This is a genomic window from Brevundimonas sp. AVps7 (genome assembly GCF_058681545.1).
The window spans coordinates 3,186,843-3,204,772 of record NZ_CM178742.1 but is presented as its reverse complement, the minus strand read 5'-3'; the positions used below and the strand labels follow the sequence as shown (position 1 = coordinate 3,204,772).

Here is a 17,930-nt window from a genome sequence, read left to right as displayed (position 1 = left end):
CAGACCGGTCCTCTTTTTCCCGGGTCGATCGCGATGGCGCGACGATCCTTGGACCGAAGGACTGAACGCCCGACGCTCCAGCCCCACTGATGGGATCCCGCGCGGAATACGCCGCCCGGGCTACGAAAGACGAAACATGTTCGATATCAAACGCAAGACGATCGACTGGGCCGGCCGCCCGCTGACGCTGGAAACGGGTCGTATCGCCCGCCAGGCCGACGGCGCCGTTCTGGCCACCTATGGCGAGACCATCGTCCTGGCCACCGTCGTCTACGGTCGCGCGCCCAAGCCGGGCCTGGATTTCTTCCCGCTGACCGTCAACTACCAGGAAAAGACCTTCGCCGCCGGCAAGATCCCGGGCGGCTACTTCAAGCGTGAAGGCCGTCCGACCGAGAAGGAAACCCTCGTCAGCCGCCTGATCGACCGTCCGATCCGCCCGCTGTTCGTCAAGGGCTTCAAGAACGAGACCCAGGTCGTCATCACCGTGCTGCAGCACGATCTCGAGAACGATCCCGACATCGTCGGCATGGTCGCCACCTCCGCCGCCCTGACCCTGTCGGGCGTGCCCTTCATGGGCCCGATCGGCGCCGCGCGCGTCGGCTATATCGACGGCGAGTTCGTGCTGAACCCGACGCTGGACCAACTGCCTGAGTCGCAGCTGGACCTGGTCGTCGCCGGCACCAAGGACGCCCTGATGATGGTCGAGTCCGAAGCCAAGGAACTGTCCGAGCAGGTCATGCTGGACGCCCTGATGTTCGCCCACCGCGGCATGCAGCCCGTGATCGATGCGATCATCGAAATGGCCGAGCACGCCGCCAAGGATCCGTTCGACTTCACCGCCGAGGACCACTCCGACGTCGTCACCCAGATCCAGGGCCTCGTCGGCGAAGACATCAAGGCCGCCTACACCCACCCCGGCAAGCATGCGCGTCATGAAGCCGTCGGCGCCGCCAAGAAGAAGGCCTCGGCCGCTCTGGTGAAGACCGATGAGAATCCGGACGGTGTCGACAGCGCCAAGTTCGGCGTCGCCTGGAAGGAATGCGAAGCCCACGTCCTGCGTCGCGACATCATCGACAACGCTCACCGCGTCGATGGCCGGGCGCTCGACAAGGTCCGCGACATCGTCTCGGAAGTCGGCGTCTTCCCGCGCACTCACGGCTCGGCTCTGTTCACCCGTGGTGAGACCCAGGCCATCGTGGTCGCCACCCTGGGCACCGGCGAAGACGAGCAATACGTCGACTCGCTGGCAGGCACCTACAAAGAGAAGTTCCTGCTCCACTACAACTTCCCTCCGTACTCGGTCGGTGAGACCGGTCGTATGGGCGGCGCGGGCCGTCGCGAAATCGGTCACGGCAAGCTGGCCTGGCGGGCGATCCGTCCGATGCTGCCGACCTCGGAAGAATTCCCCTACACGATCCGCATCGTGTCGGAGATCACCGAGTCCAACGGTTCGTCCTCCATGGCTTCGGTCTGCGGCGCCTCGCTGGCGCTGATGGACGCGGGCGTGCCCCTGAAGAAGCCCGTGTCGGGCATCGCCATGGGCCTGATCCTGGAGCCCTCGGGCGAGTTCGCCATTCTGTCGGACATCCTGGGTGACGAAGATCACCTGGGCGACATGGACTTCAAGGTCGCCGGCACCCGTGACGGCATCACCTCGCTGCAGATGGACATCAAGGTCGCCGGCATCACCGAAGAGATCATGAAGAAGGCCATCGCCCAGGCTTCGGCCGGCCGCCTTCACATCCTCGACGAGATGGACAAGGCCATCGACGGCGCTCGCACCGAGCTCGGCGAGTACGCTCCGAAGATCGAATCCATCAAGGTTCCGGTCGACAAGATCCGCGACATCATCGGCACCGGCGGCAAGATCATCCGCGAGATCGTCGAAAAGACCGGCGCCAAGATCAACATCGAGGACGACGGCACGGTGAAGATCGCTGCCTCGGACCAGGAGAAGATCGACGCCGCCAAGAACTGGATTTCGTCGATCGTGTCCGAGCCCGAGCCCGGCATGATCTACTCCGGCAAGGTCGTGAAGGTCGTCGATTTCGGCGCCTTCGTGAACTTCTTCGGCGCCAAGGACGGCCTGGTACACGTGTCCCAGATCTCGCTGGAACGCGTCTCCAACCCGGCCGACGTCCTGTCCGAGGGCCAGGAAGTCAAGGTCAAGTTCCTGGGCTTCGACGATCGCGGCAAGACCAAGCTGTCGATGAAGATCGTCGATCAGGCCACGGGTGAAGACCTGACGGACAAGATCAACGCAGAACGCGCCGAACGCGGCGAGCCCCCCCTGACCGAAGACACCGGCGGCGGCGGCAAGAAGCGTGAAGGCGGCGGTGACCGCGGTCGCAGCCGTCCGCGTCGCGACTAGGTTTCGGCGTCACAGCTGAATGAACGAGGCCCCGCTGGAAACAGCGGGGCCTTTTTCTATGCGTCCGGAGCGTAGCGCTCGCGCACGCTGTCGCGGATCAGGCCCCACGGCGGCATCAGATCGGCCGGCATGTCGCCGATCAGACCCCTGTCCCGGGCCCGGTCGATCAGGGTGCGCACGTTCGCCTGCTGGGCCTCCGATAGCAGGCGGCGTGGCAGGATCATGACGGTCGTGCCCGACAGGACGAAGACGAAGGCCTTCGGCTGGTCCAGCACATGGACGAAGGCGGACCAGGGCACGACCGTATCGAGGAAGGGGCCGGTCTGGCGGACCTCGGTCTCGTCCAGCCGCCAGTCCAGAGCCTGTCCGCCAAAGCGGCTGCGGGCGAACGTGCGCATCGTGCGGGTCCGCGAGAGGTCCCGGAGCTTCCACAGGACGACGACGAGGGCGATCAGTCCGAGAAACAGCGCCGCGCTGATCCAGATCGGGCCCATCGGCACGCGAAACAGCTGGATCAGCGTGCCGATGACGATCGGAACGCCGACCAGCACCCATTTCGGCGCCATCAGATTGATGGGCGATCCGGGGTGATCAAAAACGGCCTCGTCGGGGTCGAGCAAGACGCCCGGAACCGTGACGACGATCTCACGGGTCGGTTCGCCGTCCTCGATCAGGCGGAGCACTCCGCAGGCCTGGCCTCACCGGGGCCGTACTGGCCGCAGGAGCGGTCGATCTCATCCTGGATCAGGGCGCAGGCGTTGGCGGGGTTGCACGGCGGATGGCTGGCCGGGCTGACCATGGTGCAGCGTTCCGCCAGCCGGACGGCGGCGGCCTCGCCGATGCTGTCCGTGCAGGTCCGGTCGGCGGCGCCCAGGAGTTCGCCCTCCGGAACGCCGGCGTCCTCTTGCGGAGGTGCGTCCTCGGGCATGACCGGCGTTTGTTCGACGGCGGGTTCCGCGGTCGCGGCCTTTCCGGCGGCGGGGGTGGTCTCGGGCGAGCCGCAGGCCGCGAGCGACAGGCTGAACGCAAGGGCGAGGGCGGCGGGCACACGAACCATGGCGACGTCTCCGGGCGATCTGGAAGGCGTTACGATGACGCTGTTCTGTGTCGCTGGAAAGTCCGTTTCGTCCGCGAAAAACACCCTGACGAAACGGACAAAACGGACGAAACGGACGAAAACCCCGGGCCGTCTCTGCAAAATCAAACGGTTGTCGTTTCGATCCCTGTCCGATCTCCCGAGGGCCATCGGACAGGACCGATGAAACGGCGTTGAATTGTCAAAGACCCGCTCCCTCAATCTGGGGCGCGGCCGCCTATCCGCAAGAGAGCGGCAAGAATAAATTCACATCAAGGGCGCGAAACTCAGCGCGGGCGGGCGAGGGCCTCGTCCACGGCGGCCTTCTGGAGCTTGAACAGGTCGTTGCAGCCGGCCTCGGCCAGTTCGAACAGCCGGTCGAACTCGGCCCGCGAGAAGCCGCGCTTTTCACCCGTCGCCTGGATCTCGACGATCGTCCCCGAGCCGGTCAGGACGAAGTTGCCGTCGGCCTCGGCATTCGAATCCTCCTCGTAGTCGAGGTCGGCCACGGGCGTGTTGTCGAAGATGCCGCACGAGATGGCCGCGACCTGGTCCAGGATCGGGTCGGTCTTCAGCACGCCCTCGGCGCGCAGGTAGCCGAGCGCGGTCGCCATCGCGACCCAGGCCCCGGTGATCGAGGCGGTGCGGGTGCCGCCGTCGGCCTGGATGACGTCGCAGTCGATCAGCACCTGACGCTCGCCGAGAGCCTTCAGATCGACGACGGCGCGCAGGCTACGGCCGATCAGACGCTGGATTTCCTGGGTGCGGCCCGACTGTTTGCCGGCGGAGGCCTCACGCTTGCCGCGCGTGTGGGTGGCGCGGGGCAGCATGCCGTACTCGGCCGTGACCCAGCCCTGGCCGGTGTTGCGCATCCAGCCCGGCACCTTTTCCTCGATCGAGGCTGTGACCAGCACCTTGGTGTGGCCGAACGAGACCAGGCAGGAGCCCTCGGCGTAGCGGTTGACGCCGGTCTCGAGCGTCACGGCGCGGAGCTGGTCGGGGGTGCGTTCGGAGGGGCGCATGAGGATGTCCTGAAGACGTTGGCGTATCGAGCCGGGCTGCTTATCCTGAAAGGGTGAGCCTGTATCCCCCCAAGAACCCGCAAGACATCAGCGTGCGACTTCGGCCGGCGACGCCGGAGGACGCGCCTCTGCTGGCTGCGTGGGACCGCGAGCCGCATGTGATCGCCTGCTCGAGCGACGACCCGCTGCTGGAGATCGCCTTCGACGGGCCCGACTGGACCGACGAGCTGACCAACTCGGACTATGAGCTGACCTACCGGATCGCCGAGGCGAACAGCCAGCCGGTCGGGGTCCTGGCGATCTGCGACCCGCATACGGAGCCCAGCCACTACTGGGGGGAGATCGAACCGAACCTTAGAGCCATCGACATCTGGATCGGTCCGGCCGAATGGTTGAACCGGGGCGTGGGCACGGCAATGATGACCCAGGCCATCAACGATTGCTTCGCCGAGCCGGAGATCACGGCCATCGTCATCGATCCCCTGAATACCAATGTCGCCGCCCACCGCTTCTATCAGCGGCTCGGGTTCGTCGTCGAAGGACGGCGTATGTTCGACGAGGACGACTGTCTGGTGCACCGGCTGACCCGCGCCAACTGGAACGCGCGACCATGATGCCGCCGTTGAGCCCCCTGCTGGCGCCCCACTACGCCGGACTGACCGCGCTGGATCAGCGGGCGCGCGATATTTTCCGCAGCGTGGTCGAGACCTATCTGGAGACCGGTGAACCGGTCGGGTCACGGACCGTGTCGAAAGGCGGCGTGCATCTGTCGCCCGCCTCGATCCGCAACACGATGCAGGACCTGACCCTGGCCGGGCTGCTGGCCGCGCCGCATACCTCGGCGGGGCGGATCCCCACCCACGCCGGCCTGCGCCTGTTCGTCGACGGCCTGCTGGAAATCGGCGACGTCGGCGCCGAGGAGCGGCGTGAGATCGACGCCCGCCTGATCGGGCGCGGCAAGGGCTTCGAAGAGGCGCTGAACGAGGCTTCGAGCCTGCTATCGGGTCTGGCGGGCGGGGCAGGGATCGTCGCCTCGCCGGTGCGCGACGCCGGCGTCAAACATGTGGAGTTCGTGGCCCTTGGCTCCGGTCAGGCTCTGGCGGTGCTGGTGGCCGATGACGGCACGGTGGAGAACCGGCTCATGCCCCTGGCGGCCGGTGTGACGCCGTCGATCCTGCAGGAGGCATCGAACTTCCTGTCGGCCCGCATGAAAGGGCGGCTGCTGTCCGAGGCGCGGCTGGAGATGGGGGCCGAGCTGGCCGCAGCCCGCAGCGAGCTGGACGCCGCCGCCGCCCGGCTGGTCGAGGACGGGCTGGCGGCCTGGTCCGGCGGGGCGGACCGGGAGCGATCCCTGATCGTGCGGGGCCGGGCCAACCTGTTGCAGGACGCCGGCGCCGCCGAGGATCTGGAGAAGGTCCGGGTCCTGTTCGACGATCTGGAGCAGAAGGAACAGCTGATCGGCCTGCTCGACGGGGTCAATGCGGCCCAGGGGGTGCGCATCTTTATCGGGGCCGAAACGCGCCTGTTTTCGCTTTCGGGTTCCGCTGTCGTCGCGGCGCCCTATATGACGGGCCGCCAACGGGTTCTGGGCGCCATCGGCGTGATCGGACCCGCGAGACTGAACTACGCCCGCATTATCCCGTTGGTGGACTACACCGCCCGGGTGCTGGGGCGCATCCTGGACGGACAAGACACGTGACCGATACGACGAACCCCAACGACCTCGAAGCCCAGCTGGACGAGGCCCTGGCCAATGCCGAGGCCGGGCTGGACGCCGACTCCGGCGATCTGGGTCCGCTGGACACCATGATCGCCGAGCGCGACGAGTGGAAGGACCGCGCCATGCGGGCCGCGGCCGAGGCCGATAACGTCCGGCGTCGCACCGAGACCCAGATGAACGATGCACGGGCCTTCGCCATCCAGCGCTTCGCCAAGGACCTGCTGGGCGTGGCCGACAACCTGGAGCGCGCCCTGATGGCGGCGCCCAAGAACGCCGACGCCGGCGAGGCGGGTCTGGTGACCGGTCTGGAGCTGACCCAGAAGTCGCTGCTGCAGGCGTTCGAGACCAACGGCCTCAAGCGCGTTGCGCCTGGGCCGGGCGAGGCCTTCGATCCGCACCTGCACCAGGCGATGATGGAACAGCCCTCGGCCGAGGTTCCGGGGGGGACGGTGCTGCAGACCATGCAGGCCGGCTACGAACTGTTCGGCCGCACCGTGCGCCCGGCCATGGTCGTGGTCGCCGCCAAGGGATCGGGTCCGCAGGGGACGAACCCCTATGGCTCTGCCTCCGGCTCGAACGGCGGGACGTTCGACGGCAAGGCCTGATTATTCCTCCCCCATCGCGGGAGGATTTTACTTCAGTTTCGCTTCGAACAACGCCAGCAACCGGGCCCAGCCATCGGCCGCCTCGGTCGCACGGTAGCTGGCGCGGTAATCCGCGTGGAAACCGTGCGGGGCGTCGGCGTAGAGCTTGATCCCGCTTTCGGTCGCGCCCGCGGCCGCCAGAGCCTCCTGCATGGCCGCGACGGTATCGTTGGGGATGCCCTGGTCCTGGCCGCCGTAGTTGCCGATGACCACGCCCTTGAGGTCGGCCGCCAGATCGACCGGGAAGGGCTGGCCCGCCGCGATCTGCTCCGGCGTGGCGGTCGGCGACGGGGCGAGGCGGCCGTACCAGGCGACGCCGGCGTCGATGGCGGTGAACCGGGCCGCGGCCTGCCAGACGACCTTGCCGCCCCAGCAGAAGCCGGTGATGCCGACCTTGTCGACATTGGCCCAGAGCTGGCCCGAGGCCCATTCCAGGGTGGCGTTGATGTCGCCCATGACCTGTTCATAGCCGGCCGCGGCGACGATGGCCTGGATGCGCTGCATGTCGGCGAGCGGAGCCGGGTCTTCCACGCGGACGAAGAAGGCCGGAGCGATGGCGGCGTATCCGGCCTTGGCCAGGCGGCGGCAGACGTCCTGGATATAGGCGTGCAGGCCAAAGATTTCCGACACCACGATCACGACGGGGAAGGGGCCCTGGCCCTCCGGCCGGGCGACATAGGCTGGCAGGTCGAAGCCGTCGGCGGACGGATAGGAGACCATAGCCGTTTCCAGCCCCTGATCGTCGGTCGAGACCGGCTGGGCGTCCTGCGCCAGGACCGAAGGCGCGTAGCCTGTGAACACGCCGGCCGCCGTCAGGCCCGCCAGGCCGCGGCGCGACAGGTGGAAGTCCGTCGGGAGGTTGCCTTCGGGGCGGGTCAGCACGGTCATGGGCGTTTCCTTCTCGATTTCGACGCGGACTGTGACGAGGCCGGGCGGCCCCGTCGAGTCACCGACCCGTGAGTCTATGTCGCACGCCGCAGGGTCAGATTGATCCGCCCGCCGCCGTGGATCAGCCGCGACGATCCCGCCAGCAGACGATCGATGCCGTGTCGGGCCAGCCGGGCGGAGCCGGTCAGGGCGCAAACGTCGCCTGAGGCCAGTTTCACGGACCGTGTCGGTCCCTTGCCCGCCGGGCCGATGCGGAAGAGGGCGGTGTCGCCGAGAGAGACCGACAGGACGGGTGCGCCGAGGTCGGCCTCGTCCCGATCCTGATGCAGGCCCATGCGGGCGTCGTCGCGGTAGAGATTGACCAGACAGGCGTCCGGCGGCTCCGGCCAGCCGGTCAGGTCAGTCCACAGGTCCAGCAGGACGGCCGGGATCGGCGGCCAGGGCGCGCCGGTCCCGGGGTGGTTCGGCTGGTAGCGATAGCCGGCGCGGTCCGAGACCCAGCCGAGCGGCCCGAGATTGCTCATACGAACCGAGAACGGCCTTCCGCCCGGCGTGACGGGTCGGTAGAGGGGCGCGATCTTGAGAGCGGCCTCGATGTCGGCCAGCAGCACGGCCTGCGCGGCCTCATCCAGCCGGCCGGGCCAGTAACGAAAACCGGGGAGGTCGGGGAAGGGCTCCATGCCCTCCAGTCTTATCGCGTGAAGTAATAGTCCGCGACCTGGCAGGCGTTGATGCCGCTGCGTTGCAGGGTCTGGCCGTTGTCGAACTCGGCGCGGAGGGAATAGCGGCAGGCGCCCGAACCGTCATCGATCGTCACCACCACGCTCTGGCCCGGTGACAGAATGCCGGATCCAAGCAGGTCTTCGCCCCAGTCCCCGCCTGACGAGGCGTAGAGATAGGTCATCGGCCAGCCGGTCTGGTTGTGGATCCGGACGTCGCGATTGTAGGCGTCGTTCGACTGGCGAATGAGGGCCCGCATGGGAACCGGGGCCACCCGCTTCGACGCCGATTGCGCCTCCGCCTGGGTCCCCACCAGTCCGAGCAGGATCAGGCCGACGGCCGTGACCAGGGCGGAATAGCGGAGCTTGCGAGGCGGGGCGCGCATGTCGGGGTCCTGAACTGGCGGGCCCGTGACCCGCAATCAGGCCAAGAATGCCCGAGCAGAAGCCTCAAAGCACCTGATGACCCCTGACTCCGCCTGATTCGGACCCCGGAACGCATCAGGCCCTTGCGGGGCATGGCGACTTTCCCATATCCCGACCAGCCCGAGAGACCCCGCAAGCTGTGGGGTTTCACGGTAATTGAACCCAACCTGCCGTGTTCGCGCCCCCGCGATACGGCGCAAACAAAACGGGGGCGGTCACGTGCGGCGCTTTCTGATAAGGCCGCCGCATCGCCCGCCAGACGGAGAGAAAACAGGCTCATGGCCAAGATTATCGGTATCGACCTCGGCACCACCAATTCGTGCGTGGCCGTCATGGACGGCAAGAACCCCAAGGTCATCGAAAACGCCGAGGGCAACCGCACCACCCCGTCGGTGGTTGCGATCCAGGACGGCGGCGAGACCCTGGTCGGTCAGCCCGCGCGTCGCCAGGCGGTGACCAACCCCGCCAACACCTTCTTCGCCATCAAGCGCCTGATCGGCCGCAACTTCGACGACCCCGTCGTGGCGAAGGACAAGGGCATGGTGCCCTATGAGATCGTCAAGGGTCCGACCGGCGACGCCTGGGTGCGCGCCAACGGCAAGGACTACTCGCCGCAGCAGATTTCGGCCTTCACCCTGATCAAGATGAAGGAGGCCGCCGAGGCCTATCTGGGCGACAAGGTCACCCAGGCCGTTATCACCGTGCCCGCCTATTTCAACGACTCGCAGCGTCAGGCGACCAAGGACGCCGGCAAGATCGCCGGTCTCGAAGTCCTGCGCATCATCAACGAGCCGACCGCGGCGGCCCTGGCCTACGGCCTGGACAAGAATGACGGCCAGAAGATCGCCGTCTATGACCTGGGCGGCGGCACCTTCGACGTCTCGATCCTGGAGATCGGCGACGGCGTGTTCGAGGTGAAGTCGACCAACGGCGACACCTTCCTGGGCGGCGAGGACTTTGACGTCCGCCTGGCCGACTACCTGGCCGACGAGTTCAAGAAGGAACAGGGCGTCGACCTGCGCCAGGACAAGCTGGCCCTGCAGCGCCTCCGTGAAGAGGCCGAAAAGGCCAAGAAGGAACTGAGCTCGGTGACCCAGTACGAGGTCAACCTTCCGTTCATCACCATGAACGCCTCGGGCCCGCTGCACCTGAACATCAAGCTGTCGCGCGCCAAGCTGGAAGCCTTGGTCGACGACCTGATCCAGCGCACGATCGAGCCGTGCGCCAAGGCGCTGAAGGATGCCGGTCTGAAGGCCTCGGACATCGACGAAGTGGTCCTGGTCGGCGGCATGACCCGCATGCCCAAGGTGCAGGAGGCCGTGAAGGCCTTCTTCGGCAAGGAGCCGCACAAGGGCGTGAATCCTGACGAAGTGGTCGCTCTGGGCGCCGCCGTTCAGGCCGGCGTGCTGCAAGGCGACGTCAAGGACGTGCTGCTGCTGGACGTCACGCCCCTGACCCTGGGCATCGAGACCCTGGGCGGCGTCTTCACGCCCCTGATCGAGCGCAACACGACCATCCCGACCAAGAAGAGCCAGGTGTTCTCGACCGCCGACGACAACCAGTCGGCCGTGACCATCCGGGTCTTCCAGGGTGAGCGCCCGATGGCGCAGGACAACAAGATGCTGGGTCAGTTCGACCTGATGGGCATTCCCCCCTCGCCGCGCGGCATGCCGCAGATCGAGGTGGCCTTCGACATCGACGCCAACGGCATCGTCAACGTCTCGGCCAAGGACAAGGCGACCAACAAGGAACAGTCGATCCGCATCCAGGCGAACGGCGGCCTGTCGGACGCCGACATCGAGAAGATGGTCAAGGAAGCCGAGGTCAATGCCGCCGCCGACAAGATCCGTAAGGATCTGGTCGAGGCCCAGAACGCCGCCGACAGCCTGATCAACTCGACCGAGAAGGCCTTGGCCGAACACGGCGACAAGGTCGGCGCGGACGAGAAGTCGGCGATCGAGACCGGCCTGGCCGAGCTGAAGACCGCTCGCGACGGCACGGATCCGGAAGACATCCGGACCAAAACCAACACCTTGGTCCAGGCCTCGATGAAGCTGGGCGAGGCCATGTACGCCCAGAGCGCCAGCCAGTCCGGTGACGACGCGCCCGCCGATGACGGCGTGGTCGATGCGGAGTTCGAGGAAGTCTCGGGCGACGACGACCAGAAGAAGAGCGCCTAAACGTCGTGGTCCTCCCCCGTGATCCGGGGGAGGACCGTGACTTTCATGAAACTTGCATCATGCCGCCTTGCGCCCATGTCCTTCATGGGTCGCCATTCCGCTTGCGCCTTGGAAAAAGAGACGTGATCGGAATGTCAGAGGTTGGCTTAGGGACGTCTGCGCATGGCGCGTGATTATTACGAGGTGCTGTCGGTCGAGCGGACCATCGACGCCGCCGGCCTGAAATCCGCCTATCGCAAGCTGGCGATGGAGCACCATCCGGACCGCAACGGCGGCTCGGAAGAGTCGATGGCCAAGTTCAAGGAAATCTCCGAGGCCTATACGGTTCTGTCGGACGACCAGAAGCGCGCCGCCTATGACCGGTTCGGCCACGCGGGCGTTGGCGGCGGAGGCGGTGGCGGTCAGCAGGGCTTCCACGACGTCAATGACATCTTCTCCCAGGTCTTCGGCGACGCGTTCGGCGACGTCTTCGGCGGCGGCGGACGACGCCAGTCGAACGGCCCGCGTCGCGGCTCGGACCTGCGCTACGACCTCGAGATCACCCTGGAGCAGGCCTACCAGGGCGCCGACGTCGAGATTGCCGTACCCACCACCGCGACATGCGAGACCTGCGAGGGTTCCGGGGCGAAAAACGGCGCCAAGCCCACGACCTGCTCGACCTGTCAGGGCGCCGGGCGCGTGCGTCAGGCCAACGGCTTCTTCCAGGTCGAACGCACCTGCCCCTCCTGCGGCGGTCAGGGTCAGCGTCTGTCGGCGGCCGACACCTGCACGACCTGCCACGGTCACGGCCAGGTGCGGAAGACCCGCAAGCTTTCCCTGAAGGTGCCGGCCGGCGTCGACGACGGTTCGCGCATCCGCCTGTCGGGCGAGGGCGACGCCGGAACACGCGGGGGCCCGCGCGGCGACCTCTATGTCTTCCTGTCGGTCACCCCGCACGACCTGTTCGAGCGCGACAATCTCGACCTTCTCTGCACCGTGCCGGTGCCGATGACGGTCGCGGCTCTGGGCGGCGACATCGAGGCGCCCTGTCTGGTGTCCGAGGCCTGCGACGGCCAGTGCAAGGCCCCGGTGTCGGTCCCGGCCGGCGCCCAGACCGGCAAGACCATCCGCATTCGCGGCAAGGGCATGCCCCACCTCAATGGCCGCCAGCGCGGCGATCTGGTGGTGGAGCTGTTCGTCGAGACCCCGACCGATCTGACGGCTCGCCAGAAGGAGCTGATGCAGGAACTGGCCGCCTCCTTCGGCGACAGCCAGAACCCGAGAAACTCGAGCTTCGCGGGCAAGGCCAAGCGGTTCTGGGCCGATATCCTCGGCTCGGAAGACGACGCGAAGTCGACCCGGGAGAACGCCCAGTGAATTCGGCTCGGGGGGCCTGGTCTTGAGCGAACTGTTTCATGTCGGGATTTCCGGTGCGCGCGGCCGCATGGGTCGCGCGGTCTCCCAGGCGCTCGATGCGCGGGAGGACGTCATGGTCTCCGTTCGCTTCGACTGGGGCGAGACGCCGGACCTGAGCCTGTGCGACGTGGTCATCGACTTCTCGACGGCCGAGGCCTCGGTCGCCCTCGCCCGGAGCTGCGCCGAGCGCGGCGGTCCCGCCCTTGTCATCGGTTCGACGGGCTTCTCGGACGAACAGGAGGCGGCTCTGCAGGCGGCGGCGGAAAAGGTCGCCATCGTGCGCAGCGGCAACTTCTCGCTCGGCGTCAACATCCTGATCGGACTGGTCGAGCACGCAGCCCTGCGTCTTGATGCTCGCGACTGGGACATCGAGATCACCGAAGCCCACCACAGGAAGAAGATCGACGCTCCGTCGGGCACCGCCCTGATGCTGGGCGAGGCCGCCGCCTCGGGGCGCGGCCACGACCTGGCGGAACTGCGCAGCACCCCCTACGACGGGATTTCGGAAGAGCGGAAGACCGGGACGATCGGTTTCTCCTCGATCCGTGGCGGCGGCATCGTCGGTGAACACACCGTCCTGTTCGCCTCGGATGACGAGGTCCTGACCCTCAGCCATTCGGCGATCGACCGGTCCCTGTTCGCCAAGGGCGCCGTCGCCGCCGCCGCCTGGGTGCGCACGCGTCGCCCGGGCCTCTACGACATGCAGGATGTTCTGGGTTTCAAACAGGCCTGAAGCGAAGGGCGCTATCGCTCGCCGCGCGGCGACTCGTTGCTTGAGCGCGTCGCTGTGCAACAGGGTGGGTCAGACCTTCTCGAACTCCAGGAACAGCGGGTCGGTGTCGCCCAGCCGTTTTTCCTCGTATCGGGTCACGACGTGGTCCTCCGGCGCGACCTTCCAGTCCGCCGTCTCGTCGGCGAGCCAGCGCAGGCCGGGCGTGGCCAGAAACCGCTCCAGCGCCCAGCCGGCGTAGTCCTTCCAGTCGGTGACAAAGCGCAGCCGGCCGCCGGGCTTGAGCTTTCGCGCCAGTTCGGCGGCGAAAGCCGGCTGGATCAGGCGGCGCTTGTTGTGGCGCGCCTTGTGCCAGGGATCGGGGAACAGGATCATGATCCGGTCCAGAGACCCGTCGGGCAGGGCCTGGACCACCGCGCGCGCATCGTCGGCGTGGATGCGAACATTCTTCAGCCCGTCCTCGTCGACGTGACGCAGCAGCGAGGCGACGCCGTTCAGGAAGGGCTCGCAGCCGATGATCACCGCATCGGGCCGGCGCGCGGCCTGGGCCGCCAGATGCTCGCCGCCGCCGAAGCCGATCTCGAGCCACGCCTCTTTCGCCCCTGGCATCAGGATCAGGGGATCGATGGGGCCAAGCGCCGGGTCGGGTACGGCGATGGACGGCAGAAGACTGTCGAACAGAGCCGCCTGCAGGGGTTTGATCGCCCGCGACTTGATGCGGCCGAACGAACGCAATGGCCCCGTGGCGCGCGGATGCAGAGGGTCGCCGGGTTTCTTGGGTCGGGAAGCGGGCATTGGCCCGCCTATAACGCAAAATCGCCGGCCGCGCCTATCGGTGCGGCCGGCGAAAGTCGATCAGGCCTACTCGATGCCTTCGATGGTGCCGTCTTCGTTCACGATGACATACTCCAGCGCGCAGAAGTCGAGCTTCTGCTGCCAGGCGTCGCCGTCCGCGAAGACGATCTTGACCCAGTATTCGCACGCGTCTTCGGAATCGTAGAAGCGCATGTTGACGGTGTCGCCGGACTCCAAGACGCGGCTGGGCATCCAGTCCTGGCTGTAGGTGCCGCCCGACTCTCCGGTCTGGAAGGTCAGGATGGTCCACGGCGTGCCGTTGATCAGCTCGAAGGTGTAGTAGTCGCCGTCCTGTACCGGAGCCGCCGAGGCCGGCGCGGCGCCGGCCAGAATCGCGAGGGCGGACATCACGCCCATGATCATGGTTTTCATCAGAAAATTCCCCCGACCGGGCGCACATCGCCGGGCCTTGCGCGACATGCCTGCAAGGCCCGGGCCGCGTCAACCGTTCACCGAACGCAGTCAGGTACAGTCATTCCCGAGGCCGAATGGACATCTGCGGGGGTGGGACACGTCACTGACATGCCCCGGTGGACGGGCGGGACCAGTGCAAGCCCCGCCCGTCTTCTGAATCAGGCCAGCGCCTTGAGCTGGTCGACCAGATCGGTCTTTTCCCAGCTGAAGCCGCCGTCCGCGTCCGGCGTGCGGCCGAAGTGACCGTAGGCCGAGGTGCGGGCGTAGATCGGCTTGTTCAGGCCCAGGTGCTCGCGGATCGCGCGCGGGGTGGCGCCGCCGATCAGGCCCAGGATCTTGTCCTCCAGCACGGCCTCGGTGACCGCGCCCTTGCCGGTGCCGTGCAGGTCGACGTGGATCGACTGCGGCTTGGCCACGCCGATGGCGTAGGAGATCTGGATGGTGCAGCGGTCGGCGAGGCCGGCGGCAACGACATTCTTGGCCAGGTAGCGGCAGGCATAGGCGGCCGAACGGTCGACCTTGGTCGGGTCCTTGCCGGAGAAGGCGCCGCCGCCGTGCGGGGCCGCGCCGCCGTAGGTGTCGACGATGATCTTGCGGCCGGTCACGCCGGCGTCGCCGTCGGGTCCGCCGATCTCGAAGATACCGGTCGGGTTGATGTGCCAGACGGTGTTCTCGTCGGTGAAGCCTTCCGGCAGCACTTCGAGGATGTAGGGCTTGACGATTTCGGCGACCTGTTCCGACGACAGGCCGGCGGCGTGCTGGGTCGACAGGACGATGGAGGTGGCGCGGACGGGCTTGCCGCCTTCGTACTGGATGGTGACCTGCGACTTGGCGTCGGGCTCCAGGCGGGTGTCGCCGGCGTGACGGACCTCGGCCAGGCGCTTCAGGATGTTGTGGCTGTACTGCAGGGTGGCCGGCATCAGCTCCGGCGTCTCGTTCGAGGCATAGCCGAACATGATGCCCTGGTCGCCCGCGCCCTCGTCCTTCTCGCCCGCCGCGTCGACGCCCACGGCGATGTCGGCCGACTGGCCGTGCAGGCGATTGATGAATTCGAACTTGTTCCAGTGGAAGCCGGACTGCTCATAGCCGATGTCCCTGACCGCGGCGCGCACGGCGGCCTCGATCTCGTCCTGCACGCCCGGGGCCCAGTTCCCCGAGGTGTCCATGATGCCCTGGCCCCGGATTTCGCCGGCCAGCACCACCAGATTCGTCGTCGTCAGGGTCTCGCACGCCACGCGGGCATAGGGATCCTTGGACAGGAACAGGTCCACGACGGTGTCCGAGATACGGTCGGCGACCTTGTCGGGGTGGCCCTCGGAAACGCTTTCCGAGGTGAACAGGAAGGAAGAACGGGACAAAGGGGATCGCTCCGAGCAGCCGCGTAGCGGCGGGGTTGGCCGGAGACATATAAAGATATGCTTATATGTTCAAGAGAGGCGCGCGAACGCTCTCCGACTCAGTGTCCTGAACGCAGTAGGAAGCGGCGGTGCAGGGGCTGGACCGGCCGGGTATTGCCGGGATGCAGCCGCTCGAAAGTGTCGATCTGGGCCTGGGACACGGTGGTGGGGCCGCTCAACAAGACCCAGTCCACGGTCTCACTGCAAGGTGGGGTCGTCAGCGACCCCTCATAGCGGAAGAAGTCGCGGCCGGCGGGCAGGAAGCCATTCGGGTCGAGCGCTGGACCGGCTGCCGGGGAGCCCAGGCTGTCGATCATCGCCTGCAGCGGGGCGCTGGCCACGCCGACATCGGCGAAGACGCCCAGCACGCCCAGGATCCCGTCCGGCCCGGCGTGGACGAAATGGATCTCCAGCGGAAACCGGCGGCCGTCCAGCAGATGTTCGGCGGGTTGGTGAACATGGAACTGCAGCAGGCGATAGGTCTGTCCGCCCATCGCCATGGTCGAACCCTCGGGCGCATCCAGCTGGATCGCGTGGCCGGTGTCGCGCGCGGCGGCGACCATGGGCGACCAGTCGATATCCAGGTCGCCCAGATCCGCCGTGATCGCGCCCTTCAGATCGATGGGGCTTTCCTGCTGGCCCACGGCGCAGGTCGCGTTGGCCGGGTCCAGATCGGACCAGCGTTCGGGCCCGGTCGCGCCGCCATAGGTCCAGGTCCGGGCGTGCGGTGCATGCTCCTGCGCCGAAACCGAACCGGCCGCGCCGCTGGCCAGCGCCAGAGCCGCTGTCAGGATGATGTGAAACCGCATGATCGAGCCCCCGCCGTTCGCGGGGATCCTATAGGGCGGACGACGCCTTGGGGAGACCGCCACCTCCAAGGCCAAGCGGAACCGTACTCCCCCCCGATGGTTACAACCACGGACCTGTCCTGGGCTGGGGCGGCTATGCAGCAGTAATGACTGACCCAATTCCGATCGATCGCCAGACCTCTTTGCCAGCGGAGCTTTCGGGCCGTCGAAGTCTCTTGAAGCGCCGCGCTGCCGGCGGTCGCTACGACGCCGTCGTCGGCCTCGGTGCGGCGTGTCAGGTCGCCGAGCAGTGCCGACGCCACCTCGGGGCTGCGCCCGGCGTTCCCTTCGATTGGATCATAACTCCGTTCGAGGCCATCGAGAGGATCCTGTCCGACATGGGCGCCGGGCTGGGACAGCGGTTCATCAGCGTCAGAGGCGGGACCTCGATCCAGTGCGCGAACTATGGCGTGCTCTACGAACACGACTTCCAGCACGATGAGAATGGTCAGGTCGTCTTCGACGCCGACTATATCGCTGCGTGTCGAAGCCGCATGGCGCACAAGATGCAGACCCTGACCGACATCCTGTCGTCTCGCAAAAAGGTGCTGTTCATCCGCGCCTACTCGTCTGTGGGGGTGGATGGCGATCGGCTCAATGATGCGACCTTTACCTCCGCCGATCTCAATCATCTGGTGAAGGTAATCAGACGTCGGGCGCCGGGTCTCATGTTCGATCTGCTGTTCATTCACAGCCCGGATCGGGTGACCGAAAAAATCGATCTCAGCGGTCCTTTGTCCAGCAGCATCATCGTGCGCGAAATGCGACAACCGCCCGGAATGGATTGGTACGGCATCGATGCAGACTGGATCGCGCTCTTCCAGAATCTTGGGCTGATGAAACCCCAGGCCGAGGCGCCTGCAACGGAACGTCCCTCACCGGCGAAACCCGAGACCAAGGCGCAGGCTTCTGAGCGCCCCTGGCCTTCAAAGCGCGCCGTCGTCGAGGCGTTAGGGCAGGCAAAGACGCCGACGCTCAGGCCGGAGGATCAAGACTACCTTCGAGAACTGGCGGCCCGAATCGCGGGCCCGCACGCGGCATGAGGGTGATGAGGACCGGGTAGCGGGTCGGGTCCCAGACCTATGTCCCACAACAGATATGCGTCCGCCTGCGCAATGGCGAGCGCCCTTGGTCGGGATCAGCAGAGAAGAAAGAAATGGTGCGCTTAGGGGCATCGCATCTATCCGCTAAGTAACTGATTTAGTTATGTGCCATGAAACGCAAATTCCGAAGGGCCCCCAAAAGG

Annotated in this window: 18 protein-coding genes; 8 read left to right on the top strand and 10 right to left on the bottom strand. The window is 66.7% G+C overall.

Features of this window, described 5'->3' with window-relative positions; all coding sequences use genetic code 11:
- Positions 1-136: 136 nt before the first annotated feature.
- Positions 137-2,371, top strand: a complete 2,235-nt coding sequence (pnp, locus tag ACW17Y_RS15960) for a polyribonucleotide nucleotidyltransferase (RefSeq protein WP_492036653.1) — start codon at positions 137-139, stop codon at positions 2,369-2,371.
- 56 nt (positions 2,372-2,427) lie between these two features.
- Here pnp and ACW17Y_RS15955 read toward each other — a convergent pair whose 3' ends face one another.
- The 3 genes from ACW17Y_RS15955 to rph form a co-directional block, all read right to left on the bottom strand.
- Positions 2,428-3,054, bottom strand: a complete 627-nt coding sequence (locus ACW17Y_RS15955) for a YcxB family protein (protein WP_492036652.1) — start codon at positions 3,052-3,054, stop codon at positions 2,428-2,430.
- Positions 3,042-3,428 carry a hypothetical protein gene (locus tag ACW17Y_RS15950; RefSeq protein WP_492036651.1) on the bottom strand — a complete coding sequence of 129 codons (387 nt, stop codon included), beginning with the start codon at positions 3,426-3,428 and terminating at the stop codon, positions 3,042-3,044. The genes ACW17Y_RS15955 and ACW17Y_RS15950 overlap by 13 nt, the downstream gene beginning before the upstream one ends.
- Positions 3,429-3,733: 305 nt before the next feature.
- Entirely contained in the window at positions 3,734-4,468 is a 735-nt protein-coding gene (rph, locus tag ACW17Y_RS15945; protein WP_492036650.1) for a ribonuclease PH, read from the bottom strand.
- Positions 4,469-4,560: 92 nt separating this feature from the next.
- Between rph and ACW17Y_RS15940 the strand changes: the two genes are divergently transcribed.
- The 3 genes from ACW17Y_RS15940 to grpE are packed head-to-tail and all read left to right on the top strand — an operon-like array spanning position 4,561 to position 6,793.
- Complete coding sequence (locus ACW17Y_RS15940) at positions 4,561-5,082, top strand: GNAT family N-acetyltransferase (protein WP_492036649.1); 522 nt, start codon at positions 4,561-4,563, stop codon at positions 5,080-5,082.
- Complete coding sequence (gene hrcA, locus ACW17Y_RS15935; protein ID WP_492038317.1) at positions 5,082-6,167, top strand: heat-inducible transcriptional repressor HrcA; 1,086 nt, start codon at positions 5,082-5,084, stop codon at positions 6,165-6,167. The genes ACW17Y_RS15940 and hrcA overlap by 1 nt, the downstream gene beginning before the upstream one ends.
- Positions 6,164-6,793, top strand: a complete 630-nt coding sequence (grpE, locus tag ACW17Y_RS15930; RefSeq protein ID WP_492036648.1) for a nucleotide exchange factor GrpE — start codon at positions 6,164-6,166, stop codon at positions 6,791-6,793. The genes hrcA and grpE overlap by 4 nt, the downstream gene beginning before the upstream one ends.
- Before the next feature lie 27 nt (positions 6,794-6,820).
- Here grpE and ACW17Y_RS15925 read toward each other — a convergent pair whose 3' ends face one another.
- The 3 genes from ACW17Y_RS15925 to ACW17Y_RS15915 form a co-directional block, all read right to left on the bottom strand.
- Positions 6,821-7,720, bottom strand: coding sequence for a dienelactone hydrolase family protein (locus tag ACW17Y_RS15925; RefSeq protein ID WP_492036647.1), 900 nt, complete (start codon positions 7,718-7,720; stop codon positions 6,821-6,823).
- A 74-nt stretch (positions 7,721-7,794) separates the two neighbouring features.
- Positions 7,795-8,400: an alpha-ketoglutarate-dependent dioxygenase AlkB family protein gene (locus ACW17Y_RS15920; protein ID WP_492036646.1), complete on the bottom strand. Its 606-nt coding sequence runs from the start codon at positions 8,398-8,400 to the stop codon at positions 7,795-7,797.
- Positions 8,401-8,411: 11 nt separating this feature from the next.
- Complete coding sequence (locus ACW17Y_RS15915; RefSeq protein ID WP_492036645.1) at positions 8,412-8,825, bottom strand: hypothetical protein; 414 nt, start codon at positions 8,823-8,825, stop codon at positions 8,412-8,414.
- A gap of 318 nt (positions 8,826-9,143) precedes the next feature.
- On the opposite strand from ACW17Y_RS15915, the gene dnaK reads away from it, so the two are divergent.
- The 3 genes from dnaK (at position 9,144) to dapB (ending at position 13,173) form a co-directional block, all read left to right on the top strand.
- The gene (gene dnaK / locus ACW17Y_RS15910) at positions 9,144-11,045 is read left to right on the top strand and encodes a molecular chaperone DnaK (protein ID WP_492036644.1); all 1,902 of its coding nucleotides are present in this window, start codon (positions 9,144-9,146) and stop codon (positions 11,043-11,045) included.
- 162 nt (positions 11,046-11,207) lie between these two features.
- A complete protein-coding gene (gene dnaJ, locus ACW17Y_RS15905; protein ID WP_492036643.1) occupies positions 11,208-12,401 on the top strand; it encodes a molecular chaperone DnaJ in 1,194 nt (397 codons plus the stop codon).
- A gap of 22 nt (positions 12,402-12,423) precedes the next feature.
- Entirely contained in the window at positions 12,424-13,173 is a 750-nt protein-coding gene (dapB, locus tag ACW17Y_RS15900; protein WP_492036642.1) for a 4-hydroxy-tetrahydrodipicolinate reductase, read from the top strand.
- A gap of 69 nt (positions 13,174-13,242) precedes the next feature.
- On the opposite strand, the gene trmB is transcribed toward dapB, so the two are convergent.
- The 4 genes from trmB to ACW17Y_RS15880 form a co-directional block, all read right to left on the bottom strand.
- Positions 13,243-13,965 (bottom strand): tRNA (guanosine(46)-N7)-methyltransferase TrmB, encoded by a 723-nt coding sequence (trmB, locus tag ACW17Y_RS15895; RefSeq protein ID WP_492036641.1) that lies wholly within the window; start codon positions 13,963-13,965, stop codon positions 13,243-13,245.
- Positions 13,966-14,031: 66 nt separating this feature from the next.
- Positions 14,032-14,397: a hypothetical protein gene (locus ACW17Y_RS15890; RefSeq protein ID WP_492036640.1), complete on the bottom strand. Its 366-nt coding sequence runs from the start codon at positions 14,395-14,397 to the stop codon at positions 14,032-14,034.
- A gap of 200 nt (positions 14,398-14,597) precedes the next feature.
- Positions 14,598-15,797 carry a methionine adenosyltransferase gene (gene metK, locus ACW17Y_RS15885; RefSeq protein ID WP_492036639.1) on the bottom strand — a complete coding sequence of 400 codons (1,200 nt, stop codon included), beginning with the start codon at positions 15,795-15,797 and terminating at the stop codon, positions 14,598-14,600.
- Between the two features lie 98 nt (positions 15,798-15,895).
- The gene (locus ACW17Y_RS15880) at positions 15,896-16,645 is read right to left on the bottom strand and encodes a carbonic anhydrase (protein WP_492036638.1); all 750 of its coding nucleotides are present in this window, start codon (positions 16,643-16,645) and stop codon (positions 15,896-15,898) included.
- Between the two features lie 146 nt (positions 16,646-16,791).
- Here ACW17Y_RS15880 and ACW17Y_RS15875 point away from each other — a divergent pair, with 146 nt between their 5' ends.
- A complete protein-coding gene (locus ACW17Y_RS15875) occupies positions 16,792-17,727 on the top strand; it encodes a hypothetical protein (protein ID WP_492036637.1) in 936 nt (311 codons plus the stop codon).
- The last annotated feature ends 203 nt before the right edge of the window (positions 17,728-17,930 follow it).

Excerpts from the sequence above, each read along its gene's own strand:
- dnaJ (WP_492036643.1), top strand. The coding sequence starts at position 11,208 with ATGGCGCGTGATTATTACGAGGTGCTGTCGGTCGAGCGGACCATCGAC.
- pnp (WP_492036653.1), top strand. The coding sequence starts at position 137 with ATGTTCGATATCAAACGCAAGACGATCGACTGGGCCGGCCGCCCGCTG.
- ACW17Y_RS15890 (WP_492036640.1), bottom strand. The coding sequence starts at position 14,397 with ATGAAAACCATGATCATGGGCGTGATGTCCGCCCTCGCGATTCTGGCC.
- dnaK (WP_492036644.1), top strand. The coding sequence starts at position 9,144 with ATGGCCAAGATTATCGGTATCGACCTCGGCACCACCAATTCGTGCGTG.
- ACW17Y_RS15925 (WP_492036647.1), bottom strand. The coding sequence starts at position 7,720 with ATGACCGTGCTGACCCGCCCCGAAGGCAACCTCCCGACGGACTTCCAC.
- ACW17Y_RS15950 (WP_492036651.1), bottom strand. The coding sequence starts at position 3,428 with ATGGTTCGTGTGCCCGCCGCCCTCGCCCTTGCGTTCAGCCTGTCGCTC.
- ACW17Y_RS15875 (WP_492036637.1), top strand. The coding sequence starts at position 16,792 with ATGACTGACCCAATTCCGATCGATCGCCAGACCTCTTTGCCAGCGGAG.
- ACW17Y_RS15880 (WP_492036638.1), bottom strand. The coding sequence starts at position 16,645 with ATGCGGTTTCACATCATCCTGACAGCGGCTCTGGCGCTGGCCAGCGGC.
- trmB (WP_492036641.1), bottom strand. The coding sequence starts at position 13,965 with ATGCCCGCTTCCCGACCCAAGAAACCCGGCGACCCTCTGCATCCGCGC.
- ACW17Y_RS15915 (WP_492036645.1), bottom strand. The coding sequence starts at position 8,825 with ATGCGCGCCCCGCCTCGCAAGCTCCGCTATTCCGCCCTGGTCACGGCC.
- hrcA (WP_492038317.1), top strand. The coding sequence starts at position 5,082 with ATGCCGCCGTTGAGCCCCCTGCTGGCGCCCCACTACGCCGGACTGACC.
- ACW17Y_RS15920 (WP_492036646.1), bottom strand. The coding sequence starts at position 8,400 with ATGGAGCCCTTCCCCGACCTCCCCGGTTTTCGTTACTGGCCCGGCCGG.
- rph (WP_492036650.1), bottom strand. The coding sequence starts at position 4,468 with ATGCGCCCCTCCGAACGCACCCCCGACCAGCTCCGCGCCGTGACGCTC.